The organism is Streptomyces sp. YS415, assembly GCF_023544665.1.
In the GTDB taxonomy this organism is placed as follows: domain Bacteria; phylum Actinomycetota; class Actinomycetes; order Streptomycetales; family Streptomycetaceae; genus Streptomyces.
In genome coordinates, this window is the sequence record NZ_JAMJFL010000001.1 from 447,087 (window position 1) to 462,350 (window position 15,264).

13 protein-coding genes are annotated in these 15,264 nt (G+C 71.6%); 10 read left to right on the plus strand and 3 right to left on the minus strand.

All coding sequences use genetic code 11. The annotated features are described in order from the left end of the window. The first annotated feature begins 87 nt into the window (after positions 1–87). The 7 genes from pgk to M8H82_RS02055 all read left to right on the plus strand — a co-directional run bounded on the left by pgk (position 88) and on the right by M8H82_RS02055 (position 6,994). The gene (gene pgk, locus M8H82_RS02025) at positions 88–1,299 is read left to right on the plus strand and encodes a phosphoglycerate kinase (RefSeq protein ID WP_250070532.1); all 1,212 of its coding nucleotides are present in this window, start codon (positions 88–90) and stop codon (positions 1,297–1,299) included. Between the two features lie 6 nt (positions 1,300–1,305). Next, on the plus strand, positions 1,306–2,082 hold the full coding sequence (tpiA, locus tag M8H82_RS02030; RefSeq protein ID WP_250070533.1) for a triose-phosphate isomerase: 777 nt from the start codon (positions 1,306–1,308) through the stop codon (positions 2,080–2,082). Between the two features lie 102 nt (positions 2,083–2,184). Beyond that, on the plus strand, positions 2,185–2,415 hold the full coding sequence (gene secG / locus M8H82_RS02035; protein ID WP_105869397.1) for a preprotein translocase subunit SecG: 231 nt from the start codon (positions 2,185–2,187) through the stop codon (positions 2,413–2,415). 199 nt (positions 2,416–2,614) lie between these two features. Beyond that, a complete protein-coding gene (locus M8H82_RS02040; RefSeq protein ID WP_003957010.1) occupies positions 2,615–2,950 on the plus strand; it encodes an RNA polymerase-binding protein RbpA in 336 nt (111 codons plus the stop codon). Positions 2,951–3,110: 160 nt separating this feature from the next. After that, entirely contained in the window at positions 3,111–4,379 is a 1,269-nt protein-coding gene (locus M8H82_RS02045) for an MFS transporter (RefSeq protein ID WP_250070534.1), read from the plus strand. 53 nt (positions 4,380–4,432) lie between these two features. Beyond that, entirely contained in the window at positions 4,433–6,085 is a 1,653-nt protein-coding gene (pgi, locus tag M8H82_RS02050) for a glucose-6-phosphate isomerase (RefSeq protein WP_250070535.1), read from the plus strand. A gap of 84 nt (positions 6,086–6,169) precedes the next feature. Beyond that, entirely contained in the window at positions 6,170–6,994 is an 825-nt protein-coding gene (locus tag M8H82_RS02055; RefSeq protein WP_374211615.1) for a hypothetical protein, read from the plus strand. Positions 6,995–7,010: 16 nt separating this feature from the next. Here the strand turns inward: M8H82_RS02055 and M8H82_RS02060 are convergent, their stop codons facing one another. From M8H82_RS02060 to M8H82_RS02070, 3 genes are all read right to left on the minus strand, one after another. Beyond that, positions 7,011–9,293: an FtsX-like permease family protein gene (locus M8H82_RS02060; RefSeq protein ID WP_250070536.1), complete on the minus strand. Its 2,283-nt coding sequence runs from the start codon at positions 9,291–9,293 to the stop codon at positions 7,011–7,013. A 123-nt stretch (positions 9,294–9,416) separates the two neighbouring features. Continuing rightward, on the minus strand, positions 9,417–10,223 hold the full coding sequence (locus tag M8H82_RS02065) for an ABC transporter ATP-binding protein (protein WP_250070537.1): 807 nt from the start codon (positions 10,221–10,223) through the stop codon (positions 9,417–9,419). Further along, positions 10,220–10,735 (minus strand): PadR family transcriptional regulator, encoded by a 516-nt coding sequence (locus tag M8H82_RS02070; protein ID WP_250070538.1) that lies wholly within the window; start codon positions 10,733–10,735, stop codon positions 10,220–10,222. Before M8H82_RS02070 ends, M8H82_RS02065 begins: the two co-directional genes overlap by 4 nt. 123 nt (positions 10,736–10,858) lie before the next feature. Here M8H82_RS02070 and M8H82_RS02075 point away from each other — a divergent pair, with 123 nt between their 5' ends. From M8H82_RS02075 to M8H82_RS02085, 3 genes are all read left to right on the plus strand, one after another. Beyond that, entirely contained in the window at positions 10,859–12,130 is a 1,272-nt protein-coding gene (locus tag M8H82_RS02075; protein WP_250070539.1) for an ABC transporter substrate-binding protein, read from the plus strand. A 152-nt stretch (positions 12,131–12,282) separates the two neighbouring features. Next, positions 12,283–13,893: a glycoside hydrolase family 13 protein gene (locus M8H82_RS02080; protein WP_250070540.1), complete on the plus strand. Its 1,611-nt coding sequence runs from the start codon at positions 12,283–12,285 to the stop codon at positions 13,891–13,893. 40 nt (positions 13,894–13,933) lie between these two features. Continuing rightward, positions 13,934–15,259 (plus strand): ABC transporter substrate-binding protein, encoded by a 1,326-nt coding sequence (locus M8H82_RS02085; protein WP_250070541.1) that lies wholly within the window; start codon positions 13,934–13,936, stop codon positions 15,257–15,259. Positions 15,260–15,264: the final 5 nt, after the last annotated feature.

The window sequence follows — 15,264 nt, forward strand, 5'->3', positions numbered from 1 at the left end:
GGGACGCGCCGCCCGGGCCCTGTGTCACGTACCGGCCGGCCCTCTTAGGATCACGAGCATCACGCACACTTCTCGGGAGCCCTCTCAATGAAGACGATCGACGAACTCCTCGCCGAAGGCGTCACCGGCAAGCGGGTCTTCGTCCGCGCCGACCTCAACGTGCCGCTGGACGGCACCACGATCACCGACGACGGCCGCATCCGCGCCGTCCTGCCCACCGTCAAGGCGCTCGCCGAGGCGGGCGCCCGCGTGGTCGTGGCCTCCCACCTGGGCCGCCCCAAGGGTGCCCCGGACCCCGCCTTCTCCCTCGGCCCGGCCGCCGCCCGGCTCGGTGAACTCCTCGGCGCGGAGGTGGCGTTCGCGACCGACACCGTCGGCGAGTCCGCCCAGGCCGTCGTCGCGGGCCTCGCCGACGGCCGGGTCGCCGTCATCGAGAACCTGCGCTTCAACGCCGGCGAGACCGCCAAGGACGACGCCGAGCGCGCCGCCTTCGCCGACCGGCTGGCCGACCTCGCGGACGTCTACGTCGGCGACGGCTTCGGCGCCGTGCACCGCAAGCACGCCTCCGTGTTCGACCTCCCGGGCAAGCTGCCGCACTACGCCGGCCACCTCATCGCCACCGAGGTCGGCGTCCTGAAGAAGCTCACCGACGACGTCCAGCGGCCCTACGCCGTGGCTCTCGGCGGCTCCAAGGTCTCCGACAAGCTGGCCGTCATCGACCAGCTGCTCGGCAAGGCCGACCGCATCCTCATCGGCGGCGGCATGGCCTTCACCTTCCTCAAGGCCAAGGGCTACGAGGTCGGCAGCTCGCTGCTCCAGGAGGACCAGATCCCGGCCGTCACCGAGTACCTGGAGCGCGCCGAGAAGCTGGGCGTCGAGCTCGTGCTCCCGGTCGACGTCGTGGTCTCCCCGGCCTTCCCGGACCTGAAGGCGAAGGCGGCCTCCGAGCACACGGCCGTCGACGCGGACCGGATGCCCGAGGGCCAGATGGGCCTGGACATCGGCCCGAAGACCGGTGAGCTCTACGCCGGCAAGCTCGCCGACGCGGCGACCGTCTTCTGGAACGGTCCCATGGGCGTCTTCGAGCACCCCGACTACGCCGAGGGCACCAAGGCGGTCGCCCAGGCCCTCGTCGACTCGGACGGCTTCACCGTCGTCGGCGGCGGAGACTCCGCCGCGGCCGTGCGTACGCTCGGCTTCGACGAGACCGCATTCGGCCACATCTCGACCGGCGGCGGCGCCTCCCTCGAATACCTCGAGGGCAAGACGCTCCCCGGCCTCGCCGCACTGGAGGACTGACCCTCAATGACCACCCGTACGCCGCTGATGGCGGGCAACTGGAAGATGAACCTCAACCACCTCGAGGCCATCGCCCACGTCCAGAAGCTCGCCTTCGCCCTGGCCGACAAGGACTACGAGGCCGTAGAGGTCGCCGTCCTGCCGCCCTTCACCGACCTGCGCTCCGTGCAGACCCTGGTCGACGGCGACAAGCTGAAGATCAAGTACGGCGCCCAGGACATCTCCGCCCAGGACTCCGGCGCCTACACCGGCGAGATCTCCGGCGCGATGCTGGCGAAGCTGAAGTGCACGTTCGTGGCCGTCGGCCACTCCGAGCGCCGCCAGTACCACGACGAGACCGACGAGATCGTCAACGCCAAGGTCAAGGCCGCCTACAAGCACGGCCTGACCCCGATCCTGTGCGTCGGCGAGGAGCTGGACGTCCGCGAGGCGGGCAACCACGTCGGCCACACCCTCGCCCAGGTCGAGGGCGGTCTGAAGGACCTCCCGGCCGAGCAGGCCGAGACCGTGGTGATCGCCTACGAGCCCGTCTGGGCCATCGGCACCGGCAAGGTCTGTGGCGCCGAGGACGCCCAGGAGGTCTGCGCCGCCATCCGCGCCAAGCTCGCCGAGCTGTACACCCAGGAGCTGGCCGACAAGGTCCGCATCCAGTACGGCGGCTCGGTCAAGTCCGGCAACGTCGCCGAGATCATGGCGCAGGCCGACATCGACGGCGCGCTGGTCGGCGGCGCCTCGCTCGACGCCGACGAGTTCGTCAAGATCGTGCGCTTCCGCGACCAGTAAGTATGCGGTAGCGGCGATCCGTCGTACCCTTGCGGGGGCACAGCCCGGTGGCTGTGCCCCTGTCGTCCATCCAGATCCGAGGAAGTTGGTCCAGCCGTGGTTATGGGGTTCTCGATCGCCCTGATCGTCTTCAGCGGTCTGCTGATGCTGCTGGTGCTGATGCACAAGGGCAAGGGCGGCGGCCTCTCCGACATGTTCGGTGGCGGCATGCAGTCGTCCGTCGGCGGCTCCTCGGTCGCCGAGCGCAACCTCGACCGGATCACCGTGGTGGTCGGTCTGCTCTGGTTCGCGTGCATTGTCGTGCTCGCCCTCCTGATGAAGGTGAACAACTGACCGGCACGCACATTCCGTACGTAAGGCCCCATGTTCGGTACGCGCAGCTGAGCGCCGCCTATCATGGGGCTTGCGTCTAGGTGTGGGGGCTGTAACTCCAAGCACTGGACGCGCGTTGGGCCTTACGTAGACTGAGGCGCTCGCAACGAAGCGAAACGCCGACTCGCTTCGCGGCACCATCACGCAGGGAGTTACGACCGTGGCAAGTGGCAACGCGATCCGAGGAAGCCGGGTCGGGGCGGGGCCGATGGGCGAGGCCGAGCGTGGCGAGTCCGCGCCCCGGCTGCGCATCTCCTTCTGGTGCTCCAACGGGCACGAGACCCAGCCCAGCTTCGCCAGCGACGCGCAGGTCCCCGACACCTGGGACTGCCCGCGCTGCGGCTTCCCCGCAGGGCAGGACCGGGACAACCCGCCGGACCCGCCGCGTACCGAGCCCTACAAGACGCACCTGGCGTACGTCCGGGAGCGGCGCAGCGACGCGGACGGCGAGGCGATTCTCGCCGAGGCGCTCGCCAAACTGCGCGGCGAGATCTAGGACTTCAGGAACGGCCAGGCACCGGACGGTGCCTGGCCGAAGCTGTTTCGCGGCCCGCGCCTTCGCGCCCCGGCCGATTGTCAGTGGTGCCCTTTACGGTTTGTGCATCGATCGGTGCTTCAGCGGTCGTGATGCAGCTGGTGAATCGTGAGGGGGAGCCGTGGCGGCGGTCGAGTCGGGGGACGAGAGCGCGCCGGCCTGGCGCGGGGGTTTCGGGCGGCTGTGGAGTGCCGCCGTGCTCTCCAGCTTCGGCGACGCCCTGCGCACGGCCGCGCTGCCGTTGCTCGCCGCCACGCTGACGGACCGCCCGCTGCTCATCGCCGCGGTCACCGCCTGCGGCTATCTGCCCTGGCTCGTCTTCGGCCTGCTGGGCGGCGCCGTCGCCGACCGGGTGGACCAGCGGCGCGCGATGTGGATCGTCGACGCGGTACGCGGGCTGCTGGTCGCCGGATTCGCGGTGGCCGTCGCCTCGGGACATGCCTCGATCGCCCTGCTGATCGGACTGGCCTTCGCCCTGACCACGCTGCAGACCCTCTTCGACAACGCCTCGACCGCCCTGTTGCCGGCCCTGGTCGACCGCGCCGAACTGGGCGGCGCCAACGCCCGTCTGATGATCGGGCAGCGCCTGGCCGGCGGCCTGCTGGGTGCCCCGGTCGTACCGGTGCTGATCGCGGCCGGAGCGGCGGCGCCCTTCGTGGCCGACGCGGTCACCTTCCTGCTGGCGGCCGCGCTGGTCGCCTCGCTGCGGACCGAACCGCCCGCGCGAGCGCCCGGACCGGCGGGCAGCACCCTGCGCCGGGACATCGCCGAAGGACTGCGCACCTTGTGGCAGGACCGGGCCCTGCGCGGTCTGTGCGCCGCCACCGCCCTGTGCAACATCGGCATGGGCGCTCTCATCGCCACGCTGGTGCTGCTGGTGACGGGCTGGCTGGAGGCGGGCGCCACCGGATACGCGGTGGCCATGACGGCGTACACGGCCGGCAGCCTGCTCGGCGGGCCGGCGGGTGGCGCGCTGGTCGCCCGGGTGGGGCGACTGCGGGCGGTGCTGCTCGCGGGCATCGTGCAGACCGGCGCGCTGGTGGTGATGGGCACGATCCGCCATCCGGCCGCCCTGGCCCTCGCGCTGGCCGTGTTCGGGCTCATGGGCATGGTGTGGAACGTCAACACCACGACGCTGATGCAGCAGCGCAGTCCGGCCCCCCTGCTGGGCCGGGTGTCTTCGGCGTTCCGGACCCTCGCCGTCGCGGGGGCGCCGCTCGGCGCACTGCTCGGCGGGGTCGTCGCCACCGCCTGGGGACTCAACAGCCCGGCGCTGCTGGCGGCCGCGTTCTTCGTCCTGTCGGTCATCGCGCTGATACCTGTACGCAAGGTGGACGTATGTGGTGTTGCCCCGCACGACGACAGCACGACAGCTCATGTCTCCCGCTGATCAATTAGGTTGGGAACAGCGGGGACAGGTACGAAAGAAGGCTGAAGTCCGAGATGAACCAAGACGGCCGTACCAGGCTCAACCAGACACCCGAATGGACCGCTCTGGCCAAGCATCGCGAGGAACTCGGCGAGGTCGCACTGCGCGAGCTGTTCGCCGCCGATCCCGGCCGCGGCACCGGCTACGCACTCCAGGTCGGCGACCTGTACATCGACTACTCCAAGCACCTCGTCACCGCCGAGACGCTGCGCCTGCTGCGTGAGCTGGCCGCCGCCACCGATGTGTTCGGGCTGCGCGACGCCATGTTCCGCGGTGAGAAGATCAACGTCACCGAGGACCGGGCGGTGCTGCACACCGCGCTGCGCGCCCCCCGGGACGCGGTGATCGAGGTCGACGGGGAGAACGTCGTCCCGGGCGTGCACGCCGTCCTGGACCGGATGAGCGACTTCGCCGACCGGGTCCGCTCCGGCGCCTGGACCGGACACACCGGCAAGCGCATCCGCAATGTCGTCAACATCGGCATCGGCGGCTCCGACCTCGGCCCGGCGATGGCGTACGAGGTGCTGCGCGCGTTCACCGACCGCGAGCTGACGGTCCGGTTCGTGTCCAATGTCGACGGCGCCGACCTGCACGAGGCCACCCGCGACCTGGACGCCGCGGAGACGCTGTTCGTCATCGCCTCCAAGACCTTCACCACCATCGAGACGATCACCAACGCCACCTCGGCGCGCAACTGGCTGCTGGGCGAGCTGAACGCCGGCCAGGAAGCGGTCGCCCAGCACTTCGTGGCGCTGTCGACGAACACCGAGAAGGTCGCGGAGTTCGGCATCGACACGGCGAACATGTTCGGGTTCTGGGACTGGGTCGGCGGGCGCTACTCGTTCGACTCCGCAATCGGCCTGTCCCTGATGATCGCCATCGGCCCCGACAACTTCCGGGAGCTGCTCGACGGCTTCCGGCTGGTCGACGACCACTTCAGGAGCGCCCCCGCCGAGGCCAACGCCCCGCTGCTGCTGGGCCTGCTGGGCATCTGGTACGGCAACTTTTTCGGCGCCCAGTCGCACGCCGTGCTGCCCTACAGCCACTACCTGTCCCGGTTCACCGCCTACCTCCAGCAGCTCGACATGGAGTCCAACGGCAAGTCGGTGGACCGCGACGGAAACCCCGTGGACTGGCAGACCGGGCCCGTGGTGTGGGGCACGCCCGGCACCAACGGACAGCACGCCTACTACCAGCTGATCCACCAGGGCACCAAGCTCATCCCGGCAGACTTCATCGGCTTCGCCGAGCCGGTCGCCGAGCTGAGCGAGGAACTGAAGGCGCAGCATGACCTGCTGATGGCGAACTTCTTCGCCCAGACCCAGGCGCTGGCCTTCGGCAAGACTCCCGAGGAGGTGCGTGCCGAGGGGGTGCCCGAGGAGCTGGTCAGCCACAAGACCTTCCAGGGCAACCACCCGACGACCACGATCCTCGCCCGTGAGCTGACCCCGTCGGCGCTCGGCCAGCTGATCGCCCTCTACGAGCACAAGGTGTTCGTCCAGGGCGCCGTGTGGAACATCGACTCCTTCGACCAGTGGGGCGTCGAACTCGGCAAGGTCCTCGCCAAGCGCGTGGAACCCGCCCTCACCGAGGGCGCCGAGGTCCCCGGTCTGGACGCGTCCTCGAAGGCGCTGGTCGCCAAGTACCGGGAGCTGCGCGGCCGGTGAGCCGGAAAGCGGGCGGCGGAGCGTCGCCCGCTTCGACTAGACTCCCCCGACGATCAAGGAAACGATCACTCGGGGGAGTGCAACGTGACCATCCCACACGGGAGTTGGACCGACGGTACGCTGACCGCGCGGGACTTTCTCAAGCCGCAGCGGGTGGCGCGGGCGATGTTCCATCCGCGCTGGATACCGGCCTCGCTCGATGCGTCCGTCGAGGCCCTGAAAAAGATCAGGATCATCGCCGGGGCGGTCGCGGCGGTGGGCGTCTACACCTTCGTCGAGGGCGGGTTCGCCTTCGACGAGGTCCTGGAGAACGCGCTGACCGCGTCCGCGGTACTGCTGCTGATCACCCCGCTCACGGTCGGTGTGATGCTCTACCGCTGGCGGCGCGCGGGCAACTGGCGGCTGGTGCGGCGGCCGCTGATGAACTCGCTGAAGCTGCTGCTGCTGTTCATCGGCTCGGTCGTCACGACGGTGCTGCTGTTCCAGCTGTCGGCGGCGATCGGGGGCATCCTGATGCTGCCGTTCGGCCTCGCGGCGCTCTGGATGACCGGCTTCGTCGCCGCGGGCGCCTTCCGGGTCTCCGGGAACTTCTTCGGCACGGCCGCCGTGCACCGCTGCCTGCCGCCGCTGCTCGCCACGGTCACGACCTGGCTGATGGCCGTCCCGGATCTCCTCACGGGCGATCTGCACGGCCTCGGCCTGGCGATGGGCATCCTGTTCATCCTGGGCGCGCCGGTGACCGTCACGAGCATCGCGCTGCTGGAGATGGGGCGGCTGAAGCGGTACTACGGCATCCGGCTGGACGCGCATCCGGCGACAGTGCCGCCGGTGATCCCACCGATGCCGCCGACTCCGCCGCCGTACGTTCCTCCGCACGGGCATCCCCCGTACCGGCCCTACGGGGGATGACGCCCCGCGGGTGACGTCAGGCCACGGCGCTCAACGTGTCCGTCAGCCGGCGCCGGGCGGCCCGGGCCGCCGGAAGCGCGGCAAGCGCAGCCGACCCCGCCACCGCCGCCGTGCCGAACGCCAGCAGCAGAGCGGCGGACGGGCCGTCCGCTATGCCGGCCCCGATGCCGCTCGAGCTGCCCTGGGCGTCGATCAGCCACCGCCCGAGGGGCGCCCCCAGGGCCGTGGCGACGAGCACCGCGGCCAGGGCCGTGCACGCCGTCGCCATCACCGTGATCCCCGTGATCTGCCGGGGCGAGAGCCCGATCGCCTTCAGCGCCAGCAGATCCCGTTCGCTCTCCCGGACCATGCCGCCGATGGCCGTCAGCAGCTCGATCAGCCCGATCAGCGCCAGCACGGTGATCAGGCCGACCACGACCGCGCGCAGGGGGGAGAGGCCGTCGGCGGGGTTGGGCACGGTGTGCACGTCCAGGTGCCCGCGCCCGGCCGCGGTCAGCCGGTCCGCGACCTCGGCCGGGTCCGCGCCCGGCCGCAGCCGGAGTTCCCAGCGGGTCGGGGTGAGGCCGGGGTCGTTCTCCCGCAGGGTGTCCAGCGAGGTCGAAATGACCCGTCCGGCGTTCTCCGGTTCGATGCTGCGGCCGACGATGTGCAGGATCTGCGGCTGGTCGCCGACGGTCATCCGGACCCAGTCCCCGACCCGCGCGTCCAGCAGGTTCAGCAGCCCCTGCCCGGCCACCGCCTCGTCCCGGCCGCTCGGCGGGCGGCCCTCGGCGAGGGCATGGGGGTAGGGGTCCTCCCGGGTGCCGAGGCCGCGCAGCGCGATCGTGGAGGTCTGGCCCGGGACCAGCGCCGCGACCTCGACGCCCGGGTGGACCGCGGCGACCTGCGGCTCCTGGTCCAGCAGCGCGCGGGCGTCGCGGGCGCCGATGCCGGAGTCCGTGTGGACGGTGAGCGCGGTGGGCAGGCCGATCTGCTCCGGGCGGTGCTGGAAGCGGTCGATGGTGCTCCACGCGCTGAGCGCCACGACGATCAGCAGCAGCGGCAGCGCGAGCCGGGCGACGGTGGCGAGGGTGCGCGGCCGGCGGGCGAACGCGGTGTGCCAGCCCAGCACCAGCGCGGGGGACAGCCGTAGCCCCAGCATGCGCCGGACCGGTGCCGACAGACCGCCGCCGGCCGGAGCCGCCGGCCGCGGGACCGGCACCGGAGGCACCCGGCCCGCCCGCCAGGCCGCGAGGCCGGTGGTCGCGGCGATCAGCAGGACCGCGCAGGCCGGCACCGCGAACAGGGCCACCGCGTGTCCCGGCAGGCCCTGCCACACGCCGACCGCGTCGCCGAGGCGGCCGGGAAGGCGGTTGCCCAGGGCCTCGGTGAGCGCGACCGCGAAGACGGCGCCGAGCAGGGCGTAGGCGAGGTGCTGGAGGAGGTAGACGCGGACGACCTGGCCCGGGGTGAAGCCGATGGCCTTCAGGATCGAGATGTCCCGCAGATGGCCGCGGATGCGGGTGCCGATCGCGCCGTGCACGGCGAGTCCGGCGGCGAGCAGGGCACCGAGGCCGAACAGGCCCAGCACCTGGCCGAGCAGCCGGTTGTCGCCCTGCTCCTCGGCGCGGGCCTGCTGCCAGGTGGTGACCTCGCCGACCGCGCCCGCGCCCAGCTCGGTGACGGCGCGCTGGACGGCGTAGTCGGTGTCCTCGGGGTCGGTCAGGCGCAGGCCGGTGACCTGGCCGCTCGGATCGGGCACGGCGGACGGCAGGGCCCAGACCAGTCCGGGCCGTTCACCGGGCCGGTAGCGGGGCTCCGCGCTGTCGGCGACGCCGAGGACGGTGAGGGTCCGCGCGGTGCCGGGCAGGGTGAGGGTGTCCCCGGGGGCGGCGAGCAGGGTGCGGGCGAGGCGGGATTCCAGCACGACACCGTCGGGGGTGGCCGGGTCCAGCCAGTGCCCGGAGGTGAGCAGCGGACGGCCGACGGCGGGCTGTTCGGGGGTGCCGCGCAGCTCGACCGAGGCGCGGGCGCCGCGGGAGGCGAGGGTGGCCGGGGCGGTGGGGTAGGGGCCGGCGACGGAGGCGACACCGTCGAGGGCGGTCAGCCGGCCCGCGTCGGCGGAGGGTTCCGTGTGCAGCCAGACGTGGGCGCCGCGGGACTGGGTGAAGACGCGCTGCCAGGGGTTGGTGGCGTAGCCGAACAGGGCCGTGGCCAGCAGCAGGGAGGCGACGACGCCCGCGGTGGCGAGGACCAGGAACAGGGCCTCGCCGCGGTGCGTGCGCAGATCGGACTGCGCCCAGCGCAGGGTGGCTCGCATGCGGCTCAGACCCCTTGAGGACGGTCGTGGGCCTGCATGCCGGTCCCCGGGCTCCGGCGTACGGAAGTGCCACGACCGGCGTGCGTCCGGCTCAGGCCCCGGGGATCGTCGTACGCCCGCATGTCAGTCCCTGAGTTCCAGCACGCCGGATATGCCGGCGCGGCGCGGCGGGGTGTCGTCGGCGAGCGTCGCGTCGTCGGCTATGCGCCCGTCGAAGAAGCTGATCACCCGGTCCGCGGCGCTCGCGAGCCGGGCGTCGTGCGTGACCAGCAGGATCGTCTGGCCGCGCTGGTGGAAGCGGGACAGCAGCCGCATCACCTCGCGGGTGCCCTTGCTGTCGAGGCTGCCCGCGGGCTCGTCGGCGAGCAGCAGCGGGGGATGGTTGACCAGGGCGCGGGCGAGCGCGACCCGCTGCTGCTCGCCGCCGGACAGCTCGCCCGGCATGCTGCGCTCCTTGCCCGCGAGACCCAGCTCGGCCAGCAGCTCCTCGCGCTCGGCGCGGGCCTTCTTCGGCGGGACGCCGGCGAGCAGGGCGGGCAGTTCGACATTGTCGGCGACGGACAGGTTCGAGACCAGGTTGAAGAACTGGAAGACGATCCCGATGCGCTTCCTGCGCTCGACGGCCCAGCGGGCCTCGCTCCAGGTGTCCGTGGCCACGCCGTCCAGGCGGATGCTGCCGCTGTCCGGCCGTTGCAGACCGCCCAGCAGGTGCAGCAGCGTCGACTTCCCGGCCCCGGACGGGCCGGTGATCGCGGTGAACTCGCCGCGTGCCACGGACAGGTCGACGCCGCGCACAGCATGCGCCGGGGCGCCCTCGCCGTAGTGCGTCTTGGCCAGGCCCTCGGCGCGCAGCACGGGGGCGGGGCCGTCGGCGTGCGGCACGGAACCGGGACCGTCGGCGTGCGGCGCAGGAGCGGGACCGTCGCTCATTCCAGCTCCTCCAGTTCTTCCTGGCAGCGCTCCAGCCAGTCGAGATCGGCCTGGAGATGCAGCATCGCGCCCTCGATCAGCAGATGGGCGATGCGGTTGTCGCGGTCTTCGGCGGCAGCCAGCTTGGAGAGGTTGCGCATGGTGGTGAGGTACTGGCGCCGCTGTTTGTTGATGAGGGCGATCGGGTCGGCGAGGTGGGTCCGGGGGGCGAGGGCCAGCTTCATGAAGAACTCGTCCCGCACCCGCGGCTCGTCCTCGGTCTCCTCGAACCAGGCGCTCAGCGCCTCCCGCCCGGCGTCGGTGAGGTGGTAGACCTTCTTGTTGGGCCGGCTGGACTGTTCGACGTCCTCGCCCTCGATCAGTCCCGACTTCTCGAGGCGGCCGAGGGTGACATAGATCTGGCCGACGTTCGGCTGAGGGTACGCCGAGCCCAGCAGTTGCTCAAGGTCCTGCTTGAGCTCGTAGCCGTGGGCGGGGCCGCGCGCGAGGAGTGCCAGGAGGGGCAGGCGCACTCGTGCTGTCCTCCTCGGGCCTCGGTAATGTGCGACAGGCCCTAGTATCGCGCATACCTAACAGGTATACATGGCCCTTGTCCCGGGCGACGATGCCCGTGCCGGTTGTACAGGGAGGAACCTATGCGGTGGATCCACGCCGCCGGTAGGGGCCTCCTCGTTCTGCTCGTGGTGATGACCGGTTACGCGGCCTCCGGCGTCGGCGGCGGCGACGCGGACGGTACCGGCCGCGGACCGCTCACCCTGGCCACCGCCGGTGATCTCACCGGCTATCTCGGCCCCCTGCTGGAGGGCTGGAACCGCACGCACCCCGGGGAACGGGTCACCCTCGTCGAGCTGCCCGACTCCGCCGACGAGACCCACGCCCAGATGGCCACCGATCTCCGGGACGGCGGCCGGGGCCGGTTCGACGTGCTGAACATCGACGTGAACTGGACCTCCGAGTTCGCGGCGGCGGGCTGGATCAGGCCGCTGCCCCGCGACCGCTTCCCGCTGGGGACCTTCCTGCGCCCGGTCGTCGACACGGCCACCTACGACGGCCGGCTCTACGCCGTCCCCTACGTGACCAACGCCGGCCTGCTCCTGTACCGCAAGGACGTCCTCGCCGAGGAAGGCGTCGAGCCGCCGCGCACCTGGGCCGAGCTGGAGCGGCTCGCGAAGACCGTCGCCCCCGAGCACGGGCTCGACGGGTACGCCGGCCAGTTCCTGCCCTACGAAGGGCTCACCGTCAACGCGGCCGAGGCCGTCTACTCGGCGGGCGGTTCCATCCTCGGCGGTGAGGGCGAGCGCGTCACCGTGGACTCGGCCGCCGCGCGCGAGGGCATCGGCTTCCTGGCGCGCGGGGTGCGCGAGGGCTGGATCCCCCGGCGGGCGCTGGCCTACAAGGAGGAGGAGTCCAAGCAGGCCTTCCAGGACGGGCGTCTGCTGTTCCTCCGCAACTGGCCCTACGCCTATGTCGTCGCCTCGGCCGAGGGCTCGCCGGTCGCCGGGAAGGTCGGCGCGGTGCCGTTGCCGGGCCCCGACGGGCCGGGGACCAGTGTGCTCGGCGGCTCCAATCTGGCCGTGAGCACCCATGCCCGGCACCCCGACTCCGCCGCGCGTCTGATGGCGTACCTGACCAGTGAGCGCGTCCAGCGCCAGGTGCTCACGCGCGGCGCGCTGCCGCCGGTGCGGGCGGAGCTGTACGAGGATCCCGCGCTGATCCGGGAGTTCCCCTACCTCCCGACCCTGCGCGAGAGCGTGCTCACGGCCGCCCCGCGCCCCAAGAGCCCGCGCTACGACCAGGTCAGCCTTGTGGTGCAGGCGGTGGTGCGGGACGCGATGACCGGGCGCAGCACGCCCGAGGCGGCGGTGCGGAGACTGGCGCGCGAGCTGGCCGCCGTCTCCGGTCGGTAGTTCCGTAGCTCTGCTAGTTACTTGTTAGGTAACGCGAGCATCTCATCTGGGTTCAGCATGGACCGGTAAGTCCCTATTTCGCACCCCAACCCAACGGTAACTCCTGTTCTTTTCATTGACACCGCTCGGACACGCCTACCTAACATGCATACATGTTGAGTAAGTACCGCTGGTGGCGTGACGCGGTGATCTATCAGGTGTACGTCCGCAGCTTCCTGGACAGCACCGGCGACGGCGTCGGCGATCTCGCCGGGGTCCGGGCCGGACTGCCGTATCTGAAGAAGCTCGGCGTCGACGGGATCTGGCTGAGCCCCTTCTATCCCTCGCCGCAGCACGACCACGGCTACGACGTCGCCGACTACCGGGACGTCGACCCCCTCTTCGGCGACCTCGCCGAGTTCGACCTGCTGATGGCGGCCGCCCGGCGGCTCGGCGTCAAGGTGCTGCTGGACATCGTCCCGAACCACTGCTCCAGCGAGCACCCGTGGTTCCGTGAGGCCCTCGCCGCCGAGCCCGGGAGCGCGGCCCGCGCCCGCTTCCACTTCGCCGACGGCCGCGGCCCGGACGGCGCCGAGCCGCCCAACAACTGGCACTCGATGTTCGGCGGCCCGGCCTGGACCCGGGTCGAGGACGGCCAGTGGTACCTGCACATGTTCGCGCCCGAGCAGCCCGACTGGAACTGGCGCAACCCCGAGATCGGCGCCGAGTTCGACCAGGTGCTGCGCTTCTGGCTCGACCGGGGCGTCGACGGCTTCCGCATCGACGTCGCCGCCGGACTCTTCAAGCACCCGGACCTGCCCGACTCGGACGACCCCGAGGCCGACGCCCGCACCCGCGACTCGGTCAACCCGCTCGCCTGGAACCAGCCCGAGGTGCACGAGGTGTGGCGCCGGTGGCGGGCCGTGTGCGAGGAGTACGCCGCCCGCGACGGCCACGACCGGCTCCTGGTCGGCGAGGTCTCCGTGCCGACCGCCCGCGAACACGCCCTGTACGTCCGCCCGGACGAACTCCACCAGGCCTTCTTCTTCGACCTGCTCGGCGCCCCCTGGGACGCGGACGCCTTCCGCAAGGTCATCTCCGAGGCCATGCAGGACATCGCCGGCACCGGCTCGACGGTCACCTGGGTCCTCAACAACCACGACCAGGTCCGCACCGTCACCCGCTACGGCGAACCCGCCACCGAGGGCAGCGGCCTCGGCGCCGCCCGCGCCCGCGCCGCCGCGCTGCTGATGCTGGCGCTGCCCGGGGCCGCGTACATCTACCAGGGCGAGGAGCTGGGGCTTCCCGAGGTCGTCGATCTGCCCGACGACGTGCTCACCGACCCGATCTTCCGGCGCACCGGGAACCGCGCCCGGATCAGGGACGGCTGCCGGGTGCCGCTGCCCTGGTCGGGACAGGCCTCGCCGTTCGGCTTCACCTCGGGCGTCGAGGGCGCCAAGCCCTGGCTGCCGCAGCCGTCGTACTTCGCCGAGTACGCCACCGACCGGGCCCTCGCCGACACCCGCTCCTTCTGGCACCTGTACCGCGACGGCCTCCAACTGCGGTCCTCACTGCCCCAGTTGGGCGAGGGCGAGCTGCACTGGCTGGACAGCGCGCCCGGCGTTCTCGCCTTCACCCGCGGCGACGGGGTGGTCTGCGCCGTCAACTTCGGCACCGCCCCCGCCCCCCCGCCGGTCTCCGGCACCCCGCTGCTGTCCAGCGGCCCCTGCCCGGCCGGCGTACTGCCCGGCGCCACCGCCGCCTGGTGGATCGGCGACCTCTGAGTTCTCCGTCAACTCCCCATCCCCCGAAGGGACATCAACGATGATGCGACGACGCTCCACCCTGCTCATGAGCTGCACCGCCCTCACCCTCGCGCTCGGCGCCACCGCCTGCGGCGGCGGACCCGTCACGGCCGGCGGCGGCGACCAGGCGCTCAGCGGCCAGACGGCCACCGTGGCCGGGGTCTGGTCCGGCAGCGAACAGAAGAATTTCCAGAAGGTGCTCGACGCCTTCACCGAGAAGACCGGCGCCAAGACCCAGTTCATGTCCACCGGCGACAACGTCTCCACGGTCGTCGGCAGCAAGATCGAGGGCGGCAACGCCCCCGACGTCGTGATGGTCCCGCAGGTCGGCGTCCTGAAGCAGTTCGCCGAGCAGGGCTGGCTCGAGCCGCTGTCGAAGAAGACCGAGAGCGCCGTCGACTCCGGCTTCGCGAAGGTCTGGAAGACGTACGGCAGCGTCGACGGCACCTTCTACGGCCTGTACTTCAAGGCCGCCCACAAGTCGACCGTCTGGTACAGCCCCGACGCCCTCGACCAGGCCGGCGTCGAGCCGCCGCGCACCTTCGACGCGATGCTCGAGGCCGGGCGGACGGTCTCCGACTCCGGGCTCGCCGCCTTCTCCGTCGCCGGGCAGGACGGCTGGACGCTCACCGACTGGTTCGAGAACGTCTACCTCTCCCAGGCGGGCCCCGAGAAGTACGACGCGCTCGCCGCGCACGAGCTGAAGTGGACCGACGCCAGCGTGGTGAAGGCCCTCACCACTCTCGGCACGCTCTTCAAGGACGAGCAGCTGATAGCCGGCGGCCGGGACGGCGCCCTGAACACCGACTTCCCCGGCTCGGTCGAGCAGGTCTTCGGGCCGAAGGCGGAGGCCGGCATGGTCTACGAGGGCGACTTCGTGGCCGGTGTCGCCAAGGACCAGTTCGGCAAATCCATCGGCGACGACGCCAACTTCTTCCCGTTCCCGGCGGTCGGCGGCGGTGAGGCGCCGGTCGTCAGCGGCGGGGACGCGGCCGTCGTCCTGAAGGACGGCAAGAACCGGAAGGCGGCCCAGGCGCTTGTCGAGTTCCTGGCGACCCCCGAAGCCGCGGCGGTGTGGGCGGAGGCGGGCGGCTTCCTGTCGCCGAACAAGAAGCTCGACCCGGCCGCGTACAGCGACGGGGTCACCCGGGCGACCGCCAAGTCCCTGGTCGCCGCCGGGGACTCGGTCCGCTTCGACATGTCCGACCAGGCGCCTGCCGCCTTCGGCGGCACCAAGGGCGCCGGCGAGTGGAAGATCCTCCAGGACTTCCTGCGCGACCCCTCGGACCCGAAGGCGACCGCGGCGAAGCTGGAGGCCGCGGCGGCCAAGGCGTACAAGGGCTGACGCGC

What these genes read in the sequence shown, in the direction of transcription:
- M8H82_RS02085 (WP_250070541.1), top strand. Translation starts at nt 13,934, where the DNA reads ATGATGCGACGACGCTCCACCCTGCTCATGAGCTGCACCGCCCTCACC.
- pgi (WP_250070535.1), top strand. Translation starts at nt 4,433, where the DNA reads ATGAACCAAGACGGCCGTACCAGGCTCAACCAGACACCCGAATGGACC.
- tpiA (WP_250070533.1), top strand. Translation starts at nt 1,306, where the DNA reads ATGACCACCCGTACGCCGCTGATGGCGGGCAACTGGAAGATGAACCTC.
- M8H82_RS02075 (WP_250070539.1), top strand. Translation starts at nt 10,859, where the DNA reads ATGCGGTGGATCCACGCCGCCGGTAGGGGCCTCCTCGTTCTGCTCGTG.
- pgk (WP_250070532.1), top strand. Translation starts at nt 88, where the DNA reads ATGAAGACGATCGACGAACTCCTCGCCGAAGGCGTCACCGGCAAGCGG.
- M8H82_RS02080 (WP_250070540.1), top strand. Translation starts at nt 12,283, where the DNA reads ATGTTGAGTAAGTACCGCTGGTGGCGTGACGCGGTGATCTATCAGGTG.
- M8H82_RS02065 (WP_250070537.1), bottom strand. Translation starts at nt 10,223, where the DNA reads ATGAGCGACGGTCCCGCTCCTGCGCCGCACGCCGACGGTCCCGGTTCC.
- M8H82_RS02060 (WP_250070536.1), bottom strand. Translation starts at nt 9,293, where the DNA reads ATGCGAGCCACCCTGCGCTGGGCGCAGTCCGATCTGCGCACGCACCGC.
- secG (WP_105869397.1), top strand. Translation starts at nt 2,185, where the DNA reads ATGGGGTTCTCGATCGCCCTGATCGTCTTCAGCGGTCTGCTGATGCTG.